General features: G+C 44.7%; 17 protein-coding genes. All 17 read left to right on the top strand.

Features of this window, described 5'->3' with window-relative positions:
* The first annotated feature begins 1 nt into the window (after window position 1).
* A complete protein-coding gene (locus ACX9NY_RS12380; protein WP_472478715.1) occupies window positions 2-1438 on the top strand; it encodes a chemotaxis protein CheB in 1437 nt (478 codons plus the stop codon).
* Window positions 1439-1470: 32 nt separating this feature from the next.
* A complete protein-coding gene (locus tag ACX9NY_RS12375; protein ID WP_472478714.1) occupies window positions 1471-3543 on the top strand; it encodes a chemotaxis protein CheW in 2073 nt (690 codons plus the stop codon).
* Between the two features lie 41 nt (window positions 3544-3584).
* On the top strand, window positions 3585-4046 hold the full coding sequence (locus tag ACX9NY_RS12370; RefSeq protein WP_145318865.1) for a chemotaxis protein CheW: 462 nt from the start codon (window positions 3585-3587) through the stop codon (window positions 4044-4046).
* Between the two features lie 10 nt (window positions 4047-4056).
* Window positions 4057-4677: a chemotaxis protein CheC gene (locus ACX9NY_RS12365; protein WP_338594906.1), complete on the top strand. Its 621-nt coding sequence runs from the start codon at window positions 4057-4059 to the stop codon at window positions 4675-4677.
* Complete coding sequence (locus ACX9NY_RS12360) at window positions 4670-5167, top strand: chemotaxis protein CheD (RefSeq protein ID WP_017689162.1); 498 nt, start codon at window positions 4670-4672, stop codon at window positions 5165-5167. The genes ACX9NY_RS12365 and ACX9NY_RS12360 overlap by 8 nt, the downstream gene beginning before the upstream one ends.
* A 4-nt stretch (window positions 5168-5171) precedes the next feature.
* Window positions 5172-5615, top strand: coding sequence for a hypothetical protein (locus ACX9NY_RS12355; protein WP_339302977.1), 444 nt, complete (start codon window positions 5172-5174; stop codon window positions 5613-5615).
* A gap of 15 nt (window positions 5616-5630) precedes the next feature.
* Window positions 5631-6419, top strand: coding sequence for a FliA/WhiG family RNA polymerase sigma factor (locus tag ACX9NY_RS12350; RefSeq protein ID WP_339241613.1), 789 nt, complete (start codon window positions 5631-5633; stop codon window positions 6417-6419).
* A 62-nt stretch (window positions 6420-6481) separates the two neighbouring features.
* On the top strand, window positions 6482-7891 hold the full coding sequence (locus ACX9NY_RS12345) for a DUF342 domain-containing protein (protein WP_342572585.1): 1410 nt from the start codon (window positions 6482-6484) through the stop codon (window positions 7889-7891).
* Window positions 7892-7943: 52 nt separating this feature from the next.
* Window positions 7944-8258 (top strand): hypothetical protein, encoded by a 315-nt coding sequence (locus tag ACX9NY_RS12340; RefSeq protein ID WP_339260449.1) that lies wholly within the window; start codon window positions 7944-7946, stop codon window positions 8256-8258.
* A gap of 66 nt (window positions 8259-8324) precedes the next feature.
* Window positions 8325-8909 carry a hypothetical protein gene (locus ACX9NY_RS12335; protein WP_339260451.1) on the top strand — a complete coding sequence of 195 codons (585 nt, stop codon included), beginning with the start codon at window positions 8325-8327 and terminating at the stop codon, window positions 8907-8909.
* Between the two features lie 3 nt (window positions 8910-8912).
* Window positions 8913-9539 (top strand): hypothetical protein, encoded by a 627-nt coding sequence (locus tag ACX9NY_RS12330; RefSeq protein WP_339260453.1) that lies wholly within the window; start codon window positions 8913-8915, stop codon window positions 9537-9539.
* Window positions 9540-9832: 293 nt separating this feature from the next.
* Window positions 9833-10531: a 30S ribosomal protein S2 gene (gene rpsB / locus ACX9NY_RS12325; protein ID WP_024630243.1), complete on the top strand. Its 699-nt coding sequence runs from the start codon at window positions 9833-9835 to the stop codon at window positions 10529-10531.
* A gap of 115 nt (window positions 10532-10646) precedes the next feature.
* On the top strand, window positions 10647-11297 hold the full coding sequence (tsf, locus tag ACX9NY_RS12320) for a translation elongation factor Ts (RefSeq protein WP_124114084.1): 651 nt from the start codon (window positions 10647-10649) through the stop codon (window positions 11295-11297).
* A gap of 230 nt (window positions 11298-11527) precedes the next feature.
* Complete coding sequence (gene pyrH / locus ACX9NY_RS12315; RefSeq protein ID WP_017689153.1) at window positions 11528-12256, top strand: UMP kinase; 729 nt, start codon at window positions 11528-11530, stop codon at window positions 12254-12256.
* Window positions 12256-12810, top strand: a complete 555-nt coding sequence (frr, locus tag ACX9NY_RS12310; RefSeq protein ID WP_253433837.1) for a ribosome recycling factor — start codon at window positions 12256-12258, stop codon at window positions 12808-12810. Before pyrH ends, frr begins: the two co-directional genes overlap by 1 nt.
* An 89-nt stretch (window positions 12811-12899) precedes the next feature.
* Window positions 12900-13667 carry an isoprenyl transferase gene (locus tag ACX9NY_RS12305; protein WP_017689151.1) on the top strand — a complete coding sequence of 256 codons (768 nt, stop codon included), beginning with the start codon at window positions 12900-12902 and terminating at the stop codon, window positions 13665-13667.
* A gap of 16 nt (window positions 13668-13683) precedes the next feature.
* Complete coding sequence (locus ACX9NY_RS12300) at window positions 13684-14478, top strand: phosphatidate cytidylyltransferase (RefSeq protein ID WP_339241625.1); 795 nt, start codon at window positions 13684-13686, stop codon at window positions 14476-14478.
* The last annotated feature ends 43 nt before the right edge of the window (window positions 14479-14521 follow it).

Below are 14521 nucleotides of genomic sequence, written 5' to 3'. Positions count from 1 at the left end.
CATGGCGGTCTATCAAGTATTGGTTGTCGATGATTCCGCTTTTATGCGTAAGATTGTTACGGATCTGATCCAAGCGGATCCGGAATTCAAGGTCACGGCAACGGCATCAAACGGTAGAGAAGCGATTCAAAAATCACTGGAATTGAAACCCGATATTATTACAATGGACGTTGAGATGCCCGAAATGAATGGGTTGGATGCATTAAAATCAATTATGAAGGAATCCTTCGTTCCTGTGATTATGCTCTCAGGTATCAATGAACAAGGCATGAAAGAAACCATTATGGCGCTTGAAGCCGGAGCATTCGACTTCATTCGGAAACCATCTATTTCACATGACCAGGATATTGCTCAAGTCGGTAAGGCCTTGGTTGAGCGCATGCGTGCTGCGATGAATGAGATCAAGCGAAAAGCTGATCGTGAGTTATCGTTGAAAAATAGAGAGATTTCGCGAGCAACAGTTGTCCCTTCAGCTCAGCAGGTAAACAAAGAAATGCCAGGCAAGGATCGAGTAGAGCCTGCGAAAAAAATGATTGAACCTGCGAAGACGAGTCAACGCTCTCTTCAAGAGCGGACTGACGTCTTTCAGGCCAAATCCAAGAAACCTATTGAGCCATTATCACCTTCGAAACCAGGCCGCTTGGAGAAAAAAACGGAACCTTTGCCGAAAGCAGAGCGGACTTTGGAGACGAATGTAGAGAGAGTAGTGAAGTCAGCTAATCCAGTGCAGACTCCGAAGGAAGTTCGGCTACCTAATGCAGCTAGACTTGCAGCTGACCAAATAGCAGCAGCCTCTGCAAAAGCCAAGGATGTAATCAAGCCTAATCCTGTCTCTAAAGGTGCAGTGGGAGCGGAAGGAACATTCAACAAGCTTGTGGCAATAGGTTGTTCTACGGGTGGACCGAGGGCTCTCAAGACATTGCTCGAGCAGTTGCCTGCGGATTTGCCTGCACCGGTCATTATTGTGCAGCATATGCCGCCCAATTTCACACGTTCTTTGGCTCAACGATTGAATACATTCAGTCCACTGCATGTGGTTGAAGCTGAAGAAGGCATGGTCCTGAAAAAAGGTACCGCCTATATAGCACCCGGCGGATTCCATGTGAAAGTTAACAAAACAGCAGACGGGAAGTTTATCGTGAAGTTGACTGAAGATCAACCAGTGAATGGACATAGACCTTCAGTGGATACGATGTTTGAGTCACTTCTGCCGTTTACATCTTTACAAAGGCATCTTGTTTTGCTGACAGGAATGGGAAGTGATGGAGCACGTATGATGAAGAGATTATACGAAGCTGGAGTTACATCAACCTTTGCCGAGAATGAAGAAACATGTGTTGTATATGGTATGCCGCGTTCTGCTGTAGAGCTGCAATGCGTTCGTCATCTTTTGCCACTGCAGGAGATTGCGTCTAAACTTGTTCAAGCAGTGAAATAACGGAGTGTAACTCACGGAGGAGGTGCCTCACAATGGACATGAACCAATATTTATCCATGTTTATTGATGAGTCTAATGATCATCTGCAATCGCTTAACGAAAACATGCTTCAACTTGAAGGCAATCCAGAAGATCTGGGTATAGTTCAGGTAATATTCCGCTCTGCTCATACCTTGAAGGGTATGGCAGCAACAATGGGCTTTGAAGATTTGGCATCACTGACACATAAAATGGAAAATGTGTTGGATCTGGTTCGTAATGAGAAGTTAAAAATGCAGGATTACATTTTTGACACCATGTTTAAGAGTCTCGACGCCTTGGAAACGATGGTTCAGGATATTACCGAAGGTGGACAAGGTAAAGCTGATGTTTCGTCAATCGTTGCTTCGCTTCAGGCCATTGAAAACGGTGAAATGACAAACGGAGATGCATCTGCTACGGAAACAAAAAAGCCAGCTAACGCTTCAATTGCTTCGGCTGTGGAACTGGATGAATTCCAATATTCGGTGCTGGATCAATCGATTGCCGAAGGTCATCGTGTGTTCTATGTGGATGTACTCGTTAGCGAGCATAGCCAGTTAAAAGGTGTACGGGCTTACATGGTCTTTGATATGTTGGAACGTTCAGGTGAAGTCGTAAAGGCTTACCCTTCTGTTCAGGATATTGAGCAAGAGAAGTTTGAGCGCAGTTTCTCGTTGTATTACATAACAACTAAAGAGGCGCACGAACTGGAAGAAGGCATCATGAGTATCTCTGAGATTGAAAGTGCAAAGCTGATTCAACTGGATCAGGAGACTCTTCAGCAGATGGCTAATCAGGTAGCAGCTACAGTTGAAGCGCCACCCGCACCAACAGCTGTAGCTGAAGTTGCTTCGCCGGATAACAATTCTGCACCTGCAGAAGAATCCAAAACGGCACCAGCCAAAACTGCTGCGCCGAAGCAAGCTGCTGCACCTTCACGTACCATTCGTGTGGATATTGAACGTCTCGACGTATTGATGAACCTGTTCAGTGAATTGTTGATTGACCGTTCACGTCTGGAGCAATTGGCCAGTGAGACAGGCAACAATGATTTATCCGATACAGTTGCCCATTTAAGTCGAGTTAGCACAGATTTGCAAAATATTGTACTGAAATTGCGGATGGTACCGGTAGATACCGTATTTAACCGATTCCCACGTATGATCCGTGATCTGGCCAAGACACTAGATAAAAAAATCGATTTGGTTATTACGGGTGCTGAGACGGAATTGGACCGTACGGTAATTGATGAGATTGGTGATCCGCTTGTGCATTTACTGCGTAACGCGGTTGACCATGGTGTGGAATCCATTGCAGAGCGTGTAGCTGCAGGTAAGCCAGAGATGGGTACAGTAAACCTGCGTGCCTTCCACAGTGGAAATCACGTGTTTATTGAAATTGAAGATGATGGTAAAGGTATCTATCGCGACAAGCTTTTGAAAACCGCGATCAAACGTGGTGTTGTAACCGAAGAACAAGGTGCCAAGATGAGTGATGATGAAGTGAATCAACTGTTGTTCGCACCTGGTTTCAGTACTGCAGATATTATCTCGGATATCTCTGGCCGGGGCGTTGGCTTGGATGTAGTAAAATCGAAGATCACTTCGCTTGGTGGTAATGTAACGATTCATTCAACTCCAGGCAAAGGTACTAACTTCTCTGTTCAGCTTCCGTTGACTCTATCGATTATCGCGGCAATGCTGGTACGACTTGGTTCAGAGAAATACGCTGTTCCGTTATCCTCCATTGTAGAGACGGCCATTGTACAACGGGAACAAGTTCGTAATATTCACGGCAATAAAATGATTACGTTCCGTGAGTCACTGATTCCGTACTTGTCCTTGAGCGAAGTTTTCTCCGTACCGGACTTTAATGACGCTGATGAGCAGGAAACAGAAATTGTCGTGATTCGCAAAGGTGACCGTCTTGCAGCCGTAGCTGTTGAAGAATTCATTGGACAAAGTGAGATTGTTCTCAAATCAATGGGAACCTATCTTCCTGCTATTGAAGGAATCTCTGGAGCAACCATACTCGGAGATGGACAAGTAGCCCTGATTCTTGATCCTAATGCATTTATTAAATAAGCATAGAGCGAAGTCTTACATTTAATAGGGAGGTTTTTTACATGGAAGAAGAGTTGAAAGTCATCGTCTTTAAATTGGGTTCCGAAGAGTATGGTATTGAGGTAGACAAAGTTCAGACGATTGAGCGCATGATGCCAATTACCCGTGTTCCCAAGACACTTTCCTTTGTAAAAGGAGTTATCAATTTACGCGGCGTTGTTATTCCGGTCATTGATCTGCGCGGTCGTTTCTCCCTTCCGGAATCAGAATACACGGATCAGACTCGTATTGTTATCGTAGGTGTTGACGACATGCAAGTTGGCTTCATCGTAGATTCTGCTAATGATGTTATCGATATCAAGAGCAGTGCGATCGATAGTCCACCAGAAGTGGTTGGCGGCGTTAAAGCGAGATACCTACGAGGTGTTGCTAAATTGGAAGATTCACGCCTGTTGATTATGCTTAACTTGAACGAAGTATTAAATAAAAGCGAGATTGTACAGCTGGAAAGTGTTGAGGGCTAGTACCGTGGAGATGTTCAACCGATTTGAGGTATTCCAGATGGATGTGCTCAAAGAGGTCGGTAACATTGGAGCAGGCAACGCCGCAACGGCGTTGTCTCAACTCCTCAACAGACCGATTGACATGGGTGTACCTAAAGTACAAATGCTCCCTTTTGAAGAAGTTGCCGAAAAAGTGGGCGGAGATGAACGCATCGTTGTTACCGTTTTTCTTCGTGTGGAAGGGGAAGCACCGGGAAATCTTTTCTTTATGATGACACCTGAGGCTGCTAAAATGTTGTTGAATAGACTCGCCGGGTTTGATTTGAAAGAAGGACTTGCTTTTACAGATATGGAGCAATCAGCGCTTTCCGAGATTGGAAATATTTTGGCTGGATCCTATCTTTCTTCTTTGGCAGATTTCACGAAATTGTCCATGTATCCAACCGTTCCTGGACTTGCCATCGACATGGCGGGTGCCATTCTCAGCTATGGTTTGTTGCAGTTTGGCGAGATGGGTGACGCTGCATTGTTGATTGACACATCTTTCTTTGAAGGTGAAGATCAGGTTGAGGGTCAGTTTTTCCTCATTCCGGACCCACCATCCTTTGCAAAGATATTTGAATCGCTAGGGGTGCCACTGAGCCATGATTGAGGACAAAAGCGTCGTTAAAGTCGGTATGGCGGATCTAAACATCGCTCATCTTCCCGGTGTAATCCGCACGACTGGCTTGGGTTCGTGTGTGGGATTAACAATGTATGACCCACATTTGAAGCTGGCTGGAATGGCGCATGTCATGCTTCCTACTTCAGAGATCGCACGCGAAGGGAAACTGAACACTGCGAAATATGCGGATACGGCGTTGCCTGAGCTTTTGGAAAAGATGATAAAACTAGGTGCTTCTCACTCACGTATTGTGTCTAAAATGGCCGGAGGCTCTCAGATGTTTGCCTTTGCCGGGGCTGGAGATACCATGCGCATTGGACCACGTAATGCAGATTCTTGTCGAGAGTGGCTTCAAAAACTCAATATCCCTCTTCTTGCAGAAGATACCGGTGGAAATTATGGACGAACAATTGAAATGGATTGTGAAACTGGACTTTTGACTATTCGAAGTGTACAAATGGGTGTAAAGGAATTATAAGACTATGATAGGAAACTACCGCATTAATCTTGGAGCAGGCATCGTTGGGTTTATTATTACTTTTTTTGTAGCATACAGCAGCAATGTGTTGATGACCAGTTTAATTCGCGGATTGATCGGATTCGTAGCCTGGTTTATCCTTGCATACGGTTTACGCTGGGGATTGGGATTGCTGCTGAACCCTCAGGTCGAGGGAAATGGATATGGTTATGATTCACCAAATGCTCAAGATCAAAGAGGTTCACAGGTGGACATTAAAATCGAAGACGATGGACAAGAGCTGAATGATTTGCTCAAGAGTGGACAGAACGCTTCATCTGGGGACGATCTTCCGCCATCTGAGACGAAAGCTCCAACGGGATTCGCTCCTTTGGATCCGCCTAAACTTGTCCGGACCAAGGATCCGGAGGAATTGGCGCAGGCCGTTCGTCACCTGACAGACAAATAAGGAGGGTGAAAGCAATTGAACGAGCGTAAAGCTTCACATTTGAACCATTCTGATCTGTGGGAAAAGTGGAAAGAACATGGAGATCTTGAAGCCAAGAAAGCTTTGATTGAAAAGTATCTTCACATTGTAAATTATGTATCCGGTCGACTGGCTGTTGGTTTGCCCAAAAATGTTCCCAAGGATGACTTGGAGAGTAACGGCGTTATGGGGTTAATTGATGCTTTGGAGAAATTCGACTATGAACGTGGTTTGCAATTTGAGACGTATGCATCATGGAGAGTCCGCGGAGCCATTCTTGACGGTCTGCGTCAAGGTGATTGGGTTCCGCGTTCTGTTCGAGAGAAGGCCAAGCGTATTGAAGACGCCTACCAACAGCTGGAACAAAGCTATCTGAGGTCCGTTAGTGATGAGGAAATGAGTCAGTATCTGGACGTGTCTACCAAAGATTTTCAACATATGCTTCAGGAAGTGGCAGTCATGTCACTTTGCTCGCTGGAAGACCCCATTCGTGAAGAAGAGTCTGAGACTCGTCTGTCTTTGATGGTGGATGAAAAAGCTAAAAATCCGGATTATAAAGTGAATGAATTTTATTTGAAGGAAGCTTTGGTGCAAGGGCTTGACAAATTGACGGTAAAAGAGAGAACGGTTGTATCACTCTTGTATTACGAAGATCTTTCTCTTAGTGAAATTGCGGAAGTCATGTCTCTTTCTCCGTCTCGTATATCTCAGTTACATTCCAAGGCAATATTACGACTACGCGGCACATTGGACAAACAGAAAGATTTGTTGATGCGTAAAGATTAATAGAGATAAGTAATTTAATTGGAGTTTGGGGAGTGGAAAGTCAAAAAGGGGGAAGAACTGCAGTGACACAGCGGACTGCTTTGGAACAATGTTTAGACATTGTTTTATCGGACGACAAATGCATAGCCTACCTTGAATTTTCCAAAGAGGAAGAGGGCTTTGCCTGTACGATTGATGAACTCGAACAATTTGTGGCGAACAAGGGCATCAAACAAGGTGTATTGCGAGAGGCATTACTACTTTTTGTGAGTAACCCTGAAACCTATTTAAAAGATAAATATAAGATTGCCGAAGGGATCGCTCCTATCCAGGGAACAGATGGATTCATCAAAATTCTGGTTGGGATGGACGATACAAACGAACGACGACCGCTTGAATCGGAAGATGGAACCGTTGATTACAAAGAAGTGACCCGGTTAAACAATGTCCGTAGTGGTCAGATCATTGCAGAGCGAATCGCTCCTTGCGAGGGCATACCAGGCAGGGCAGTAACGGGTGAGGAAATTCCTTATCGTCCGGGAAAAGAAGCTCGGTTTAAAGTTGGAAAAAACGTTGTGATTAACCCGGATGGTTCTGCAATGTATGCTGCACTGGATGGGTTGGTTACCAAAACGGACGGTAACAAACTGAATGTGTTTCCGGTCTATGAAGTCAATGGCGACGTTGACTACAATAACGGTAATATCGACTTTGTAGGCACGGTTGTCATACGCGGCAATGTACTTACCGGATTTAAAGTAAAAGCAGCAGGTGATATTCGTGTCGTCGGAGGTGTCGAAGGAGCGGAACTGGAAGCAGGCGGCTCAATCGAAATAACCGGTGGTATTATTGGGTATAACAAAGGACTTGTACAAGCAGGCCATAATGTTAAATGTACGTTTATTCAAGAAGGCAACGTGGATGCTGGTGAAGATGTTCTGGTTTCCCAAAGCATAATGCATTCCAATATTCGTGCTGGCCATGGTGTCATCTGTGCAGGAACTAAAGGTCTAATCGTTGGTGGTTCAATTCAGGCAGGTCAGAATGTATCAGCTCGTGTTGTAGGTAACAGTATGTCGACGGTCACTTCCATTGAAGTGGGTGTTCTGCCAAGGCTGCGTAACGAACTGAATGATCTGCGCAAGGAAGCCAGAGAACAGATGGACTCCTTGGACAAAACGAAGAAAGCTCTGACTTTGTTAGACCAGTTAGCTGCCGCTGGACAATTAAGTCCGGATAAGATGTCGATGCGAATCAAGCTGAATGCTACGCAGAAATCTGCTCTTCGGATTAGCGAAGAAACGAAAATGCGTATCTTTGAAATTGAAAAGGCACTTGAAGATACAAGTAAGGCTCGTGTTGATATTCTGAAGGTGATTTATGGAGGCTCTAAAATAGTTATCGGCAGATACACGAAATTTATTAAAGATCCAGTGAGTCGAATTTCATTTTTTTATCATGATGGCGATATTACGATGGTTCCATACGTTTAAGTACAGCATTCAGGCACAGGAAGAAATCCATTCGAAACCGTGAGGTGAGCGTATGAGTTTCAAAGCAGTGGAGTTGCAGATTGCGGTACCACGAACAAGCGAAGCGGGACGTTATCAAAGTGAAGCCCAGCAGCGACCGATTACGGATCAGAATCTTCTGGCAGAGCAAACGACGAAGGAAGCCAATGAAGCAAGGCAACGAAGTGAAGCAATGGACGAAACTTCACAGACTTCGGTGCGTGATGGTCATACCAATGATGGGAATCAGCAGAGTGGTTCCGATGGACAGCAGTCTGCTGAGGCTCAAGAAACTGTCAAACCTGCAGAGCACCCGTACAAAGGAAAACATATAGATCTGTCTTTATAATAAATGGTTGTTATAGACAATGCAGTCTTGCGCACCGATGGTTGAATCAGAAGGAGAGAACCCAATTTGTCACCATGGATCATTATTGTCATATTAGGGGCCTGCGCCATCGCCTACGCTTATATTATGCCTCGGAAAAATAAGGCGCAAGAGCCAGGGCATCAACTGGTGCAGGAGATGGAATCTACGCTTGAACACTACATGACCGAGATTGAAAATGATAATGATGCCCTTATTCAACGTGTGGCTGAAATGAAGGGAGAAGCGACAGCAGCCGATCAACGTATGCAATTGCAACTTCAGGAATTACAGCAGCGGTTGGATCAGCTGGAACAGAGCAAAAAGAACGAACCTGTCGCATCACCTGTTCTACACTCAGGTAATGTACCCGTACAAGCTTCCGAAGGTTTGCAAGCACAAGCGCTCGTGAAAAGTGTACAAGCAGAGGCGGCCCAGCAGGCGTTAGATTTAGACCCACAGAACGGCAAGGTCGAAACTTTGCCTGGGCGTGAATCAATTAAAGATCGATATGCAGAACTCTTTAATTTACATGCTGAGGGCAAGTCGATGGATGCCATATCCAAGCAGACAGGTATTCAGCGTGGTGAGGTACAGTTAATACTGCAATTGGCAGAACGGGAGGACAGCTAAGTCATGGACAAGCGATCCTTATGGATTGGTCTGGGGAGCGGCATGATTATTGGGGCAGTTTTGCTTCAACTGGCCACAGTTGGACAAAATGCATTAGCAGATAGTAATCTGGCCCCCGAGCAGACTACCAATATGACCAAAGAACAGCTTGAAACAGCGGCAAAAAGCCTGGATATGAAGTTGGTCGGTTCTGAAGAGGAGCTATACACAGAAGCAGAGTGGGTGGCGAAGAAAAAGAAGGAGAGCAGTGAGTTGCAGGGGAATACAGCAACACCGCCTGAGACAGTAACTTCTACGGATACACCTACAGAGCCTGAGAAGCCACAAGAGCCTGCGGCAAATGAAGTCGAAGGACAGAAAGAGATAACTGAGCCGAAGACATCAGAACCTGTAACGCCGAGCAATCCGAAAGGCGCAACAGTCTCATTTAAGGTACGTTCAGGCAATAGTCTGGCGATCGTTGCAGCAAATCTAAAAAACGCGGGAATCGTAGATGATGCTCAAGCGTTTATAAAAGCTGGCAAAGCTGAGCGAATCAACACCAAAATTCAAGTGGGTACTTATGCGCTTGAAAAAGGCGAAAGTTTTAAATCCATTATCGCAAAAATTACGAAAGAACCGTCAAACTGAGCATGCTCGGACAGGACGGTTTTTGCTTATTGAACGGTGCAATTTCAAAACTGAACAATAATTTAGTGTTGAGTTACATATCAAGGTTAAAATGATTCGATACTAGCAAAAAGTAAAAATAGAATTAGCTTCAAATACTGTTGCATCAGACCTCCAGTTGTGCTATATTAAATAACGGTGTTAAAACACACGCATGTGCTAATTTTGTTGAGGGTGCTTTCCTTATGGAGAGTCTTGGCGAAAAATGATGCCGGCGGAGGACACAATAAAACCATATTAGGAGGTGTGTGAAGATGGCAGTAATCTCCATGAAGCAGCTTCTCGAAGCTGGGGTACACTTCGGTCACCAAACTCGTCGTTGGAACCCAAAAATGGATCGTTATATCTTCACTGAAAGAAACGGAATTTATATCATCGACTTGCAAAAGACGGTGAAAAAAGTCGAAGAGGCTTACAACTTCGTTAAAGGAATCGCAGGAGAGAATGGTACAATTCTTTTCGTGGGTACTAAGAAACAAGCTCAAGATTCTGTTAAAGAAGAAGCTGAACGCGCTGGTCAATTTTACATCAACCAACGTTGGTTGGGCGGTACCCTGACTAACTTCTCAACTATTCAAAAACGTATTGATCGTTTGAAACAGTTGGAAGCTTGGGAAGAAGACGGTACATTCGCTGTATTGCCTAAAAAAGAAGTTATCTTGCTTCGCAAAGAAAAAGATCGTCTGGAGAAATTCTTGGGCGGTATTAAAAATATGAAAGGCCTGCCAAGCGCCCTGTTCATCATCGATCCACGCAAAGAGCGTATCGCTGTTGCGGAAGCTCGCAAATTGGGTATCCCAATTGTAGGTATCGTTGATACTAACTGCGATCCGGATGAGATCGATTATGTTATCCCAGGTAATGACGACGCGATCCGCGCTGTTAAATTGCTGACAGGTAAAATGGCTGATGCTGTAATCGAAGCTAACCAAGGCGAAGAAACTTCCGCTTAATAGATTCGAACATATGTTATAAACTAAATGAAAAGGGTGGTTGGCAGGTGGATAACCTCTCACTGCCCTTTTTTTAGAGTGTACGTACAATACTTAATTTTGGAGGGAATTTATAATGGCAGTTAATGCGAGTGCAGTAAAAGAACTTCGCGAAAGAACGGGCGCAGGTATGCTCGATTGTAAAAAAGCACTGGAAGAAGCAAACGGTGATGTAACGAAAGCAGCTGAATTGTTGCGTGAGAAAGGTCTTTCCGCAGCAGCGAGCAAAGCTGGCCGTGCAGCAACTGAAGGTGTTGTTGAATCTTACATCCACGCTGGTGGACGTATTGGTGTATTGGTTGAAGTTAACTGTGAAACAGACTTCGTTGGTAAAACGGATCAATTTAAGGATTTCGTTAAAGATGTAGCTATGCAAATTGCTGCAGCTAATCCTAAATTTGTTACACGTGAAGAAGTTCCTGCAGATGAGCTGGAAAAAGAAAAAGAAATTCTGAAAGCTCAAGCTCTTAACGAAGGCAAACCAGAGAAAATCATTGAAAAAATGGTTGAAGGTCGTATTGGTAAATACTACGAAGAGTACTGCCTGATGGAACAAACTTTCGTTAAAGATCCAGACAAAACGATCTCCCAATTGTTGAATGAAAAAATCAGCCAAATTGGTGAAAATATCTCCATCCGTCGTTTCGTTCGTTACGAACTGGGTGAAGGTCTTGAGAAAAAAGTAGACAACTTCGTAGAAGAAGTAATGTCCCAAGTAAACAAATAAGACGGTTTTTAAACCGGCGAGCAGGATTGATTTTCGAAGATATAAGAATGAACATACTTCGAAGCGTAAACTCCCTTATATCTCAGGAAAACAGTGCCTTACCGGTTAAACGTTTTTCCTAAAAGAGCGGAACACAACTGTGTTCCTTTCTTTTTAAGCAGGAGGCCATGCGCGAGAAGTTTTGTTGGTTGAACACCAAGCGTGTTCGATTCAAAGTGGAGGGTGAATAATTGGAACAGCCAGTATTTAAACGTGTTGTCTTAAAGGTCAGCGGAGAGTCTCTTTCCGGTCAAAACGGCTACGGTATTGATGCAGATACGATCTCGTCGATTGCCCAACAGGTAAAAGAGGTTGTTGCACTTGGTGTACAGGTTGCTATTGTATGTGGCGGCGGAAACATCTGGCGCGGAATTGCAGGTAGCGAAAATGGCATCGATCGTGCAACTGCCGATTATATGGGAATGCTGGCGACAGTAATGAACTCGCTGGCACTGCAGGATGCTTTGGAACAGATTGAAGTACCTACGCGTGTACAAACATCTATTGCAATGCAACAAATTGCAGAGCCTTATATTCGTCGTAGAGCTATTCGCCATCTGGAGAAAGGCCGGGTCGTTATTTTTGCAGCAGGTACAGGTAACCCGTTCTTTTCCACGGATACAACAGCAGCACTGCGCGCAGCGGAGATTGAAGCAGAAGTTATCTTGATGGCCAAAAATAAAGTTGATGGTGTATACTCAGCAGATCCGTTTAAAGATAGTACAGCTGTGAAGTTTGATCAGTTGACTTACATGGATATTCTTAACAAAGACCTTGGTGTAATGGATTCAACGGCATCCTCGCTTTGTAAGGACAACAACATCCCGTTGATTGTATTTGCCATTACGGAACAAGGTAACATCAAACGTGTTGTTCTGGGCGAACGTATCGGAACAATCGTTAAAGGGAGTGTAGATTAATGCCACAAGCGGTTAAACAACATGCCGAAGAGCGTATGGAAAAAGCAATTCAAGCATTGCGTCGTGACCTGGCTACTTTGCGTGCAGGCCGCGCAACTCCAGCTCTTCTGGACCGAATTCAGGTAGAGTATTATGGAGCGATGACACCACTGAATCAACTCGCTAATATCAGTACTCCGGATTCCCGTACACTGATGATTCAGCCTTGGGACAAATCTTCCATGGGTGAAATCGAGCGTGCCATCATGAAATCCGATCTGGGTCTTACTCCAGCCAACGATGGTAACATGATTCGTTTGTCTATTCCGGCATTGACGGAAGAACGTAGAGCGGAACTTGTGAAGCTGACTAAGAAGTTCGGTGAAGAAGGTAAAGTAGCGATTCGTAACATTCGCCGTGATGCGAATGATGATATCAAGAAAATGGAAAAGTCCGATATTTCCGAGGATGAATCACGGAGACATCAGGAAGATATCCAAAAATCGACCGACAAGTTTATTGCTGAAGTCGATAAGGTACTCGCTGCCAAAGAAAAAGAAATCATGGAAGTGTAAGACAAGCGCAGCCCCTCCAATACGGTGGGGTTTTGTCTCTTTTTCCAAGCTTCAGATGAAGAAACTTCAGGGATTTTGGAGGAACAGGAATGATCAAACGGGTTCGGTCGTGGTGGAATGGGGCTGACAAGCAGGAAACGCTGACTATATCCGAGGACAATATCCCGCAGCACGTCGCCATCATCATGGACGGCAATGGACGATGGGCCAAACGTTTGGGACTCCCGCGTATAGCCGGGCACCAAAATGGCATGAAGGCGGTCAAACGTGCGACCATCGCGGCGGATGAACTGGGCATCAAATATCTGACGATGTACGCTTTTTCGACAGAAAACTGGACGCGTCCAAAAGAAGAAGTGGATTTTCTGATGCGACTTCCGCAAGAATTTCTGGCCATAGAGCTGGATGAACTAATAGAAAAAAATGTGCGCATTCGCATGATGGGCCAAGAGGAACATTTACCTTCTCATACCATCAATGCCTTGCGGGAAGCCATTCGTCTTACGGAACATAATACAGGTCTCGTTTTGAACTTTGCAATGAACTATGGAAGTCGTCGTGAAATGACGGACTGTGTTAAACAGATTGCTCTGCAAGTAAAATCGGGGGAACTATCGGCAGAGGACATAACACCCGAACTCATTGACAGGCATATGCTGACGGTTGATATGCCTGATCCGGATCTGCTGATCCGGACGAGCGGAGAGCTTAGATTAAGCAACTTTATGCTTTGGCAACTTGCATATAGTGAATTATGGTTTACGGATATATACTGGCCCGAATTTGGCAAAAAGCATTTGCTTGAAGCAGTAGCCGAATATCAGCGCAGAACAAGGCGTTACGGCGGTTTGAAATAGATGGAGGATGAAGCCGTTGAAACAGCGATTAACGACAGGAATCATAGCAGGTGTGTTGTTTTTAGGTTTTTGCATGCTGGGCGGACCCTGGTACCATGGTTTGGTATTGCTTATGGCTCTCATCGGTTATTATGAATTTGTTAAAATGACCGGGGTGAAGCCTTTTTCAGGTGTGGCCCTGATTGGATACGCTGGTGTTTTTGCCATTGTGTTTCCTTGGGAAATGCTTTGGGAGGCCAGACCGCTATCCTTATTTCAGGTCATCTGGATTGTAATGCTTGTATTGATGACCGCTTCGGTTGTTACCAAAAATAAGGTGCCCGTAAATACAGTGGCCATGCTTTTCCTTGGCGTGTTGTATATAGGAATCGGTTTCTATTACATTGCAGAATCCAGACATCTGCATCATGGGTTGTTCTGGACGTTTCTGTTGCTGGGCTCCATATGGGCCAGTGATGCAGGAGCTTACTTTGTAGGGAAACTCATTGGTAGAAATAAGCTGTGGCCTTCCATCAGTCCAAACAAAACCGTGGAGGGTGCATTGGGTGGCATCGTAATTGCAATTGTTACGTCTATTATTTTTGCATTAGTGTCAGATGGTTTGCTTTCCTGGCAGAGAGCAATTGTGATTGGGATTGCCTGTGCAGTTGTAGGTCAGATGGGTGACTTGATCCAGTCTGCTTACAAACGTGTATATAATATCAAGGATTCAGGTAATCTTCTCCCAGGGCATGGAGGCATTCTTGATCGGTGCGACAGCTGGATTGTTGTTTTTCCATTTGTACATATACTAATGCTACTGCCCTATTAAAGAAGAACATAAGTCTGAGATAACAGCATTGTTCGCCGTAGGC

This window comes from Paenibacillus sp. CB74 (assembly GCF_055687625.1).
The sequence above is the reverse complement of the archived record's forward strand: the minus strand, read 5'-3'. Positions and strand labels throughout refer to the sequence as shown.

What these genes read in the sequence shown, in the direction of transcription:
- ACX9NY_RS12370 (WP_145318865.1), top strand. Translation starts at nt 3,585, where the DNA reads ATGGAAGAAGAGTTGAAAGTCATCGTCTTTAAATTGGGTTCCGAAGAG.
- ACX9NY_RS12340 (WP_339260449.1), top strand. Translation starts at nt 7,944, where the DNA reads ATGAGTTTCAAAGCAGTGGAGTTGCAGATTGCGGTACCACGAACAAGC.
- ACX9NY_RS12375 (WP_472478714.1), top strand. Translation starts at nt 1,471, where the DNA reads ATGGACATGAACCAATATTTATCCATGTTTATTGATGAGTCTAATGAT.
- ACX9NY_RS12305 (WP_017689151.1), top strand. Translation starts at nt 12,900, where the DNA reads ATGATCAAACGGGTTCGGTCGTGGTGGAATGGGGCTGACAAGCAGGAA.
- frr (WP_253433837.1), top strand. Translation starts at nt 12,256, where the DNA reads ATGCCACAAGCGGTTAAACAACATGCCGAAGAGCGTATGGAAAAAGCA.
- rpsB (WP_024630243.1), top strand. Translation starts at nt 9,833, where the DNA reads ATGGCAGTAATCTCCATGAAGCAGCTTCTCGAAGCTGGGGTACACTTC.
- ACX9NY_RS12330 (WP_339260453.1), top strand. Translation starts at nt 8,913, where the DNA reads ATGGACAAGCGATCCTTATGGATTGGTCTGGGGAGCGGCATGATTATT.
- ACX9NY_RS12355 (WP_339302977.1), top strand. Translation starts at nt 5,172, where the DNA reads ATGATAGGAAACTACCGCATTAATCTTGGAGCAGGCATCGTTGGGTTT.
- tsf (WP_124114084.1), top strand. Translation starts at nt 10,647, where the DNA reads ATGGCAGTTAATGCGAGTGCAGTAAAAGAACTTCGCGAAAGAACGGGC.
- ACX9NY_RS12380 (WP_472478715.1), top strand. Translation starts at nt 2, where the DNA reads ATGGCGGTCTATCAAGTATTGGTTGTCGATGATTCCGCTTTTATGCGT.
- ACX9NY_RS12365 (WP_338594906.1), top strand. Translation starts at nt 4,057, where the DNA reads ATGTTCAACCGATTTGAGGTATTCCAGATGGATGTGCTCAAAGAGGTC.
- ACX9NY_RS12360 (WP_017689162.1), top strand. Translation starts at nt 4,670, where the DNA reads ATGATTGAGGACAAAAGCGTCGTTAAAGTCGGTATGGCGGATCTAAAC.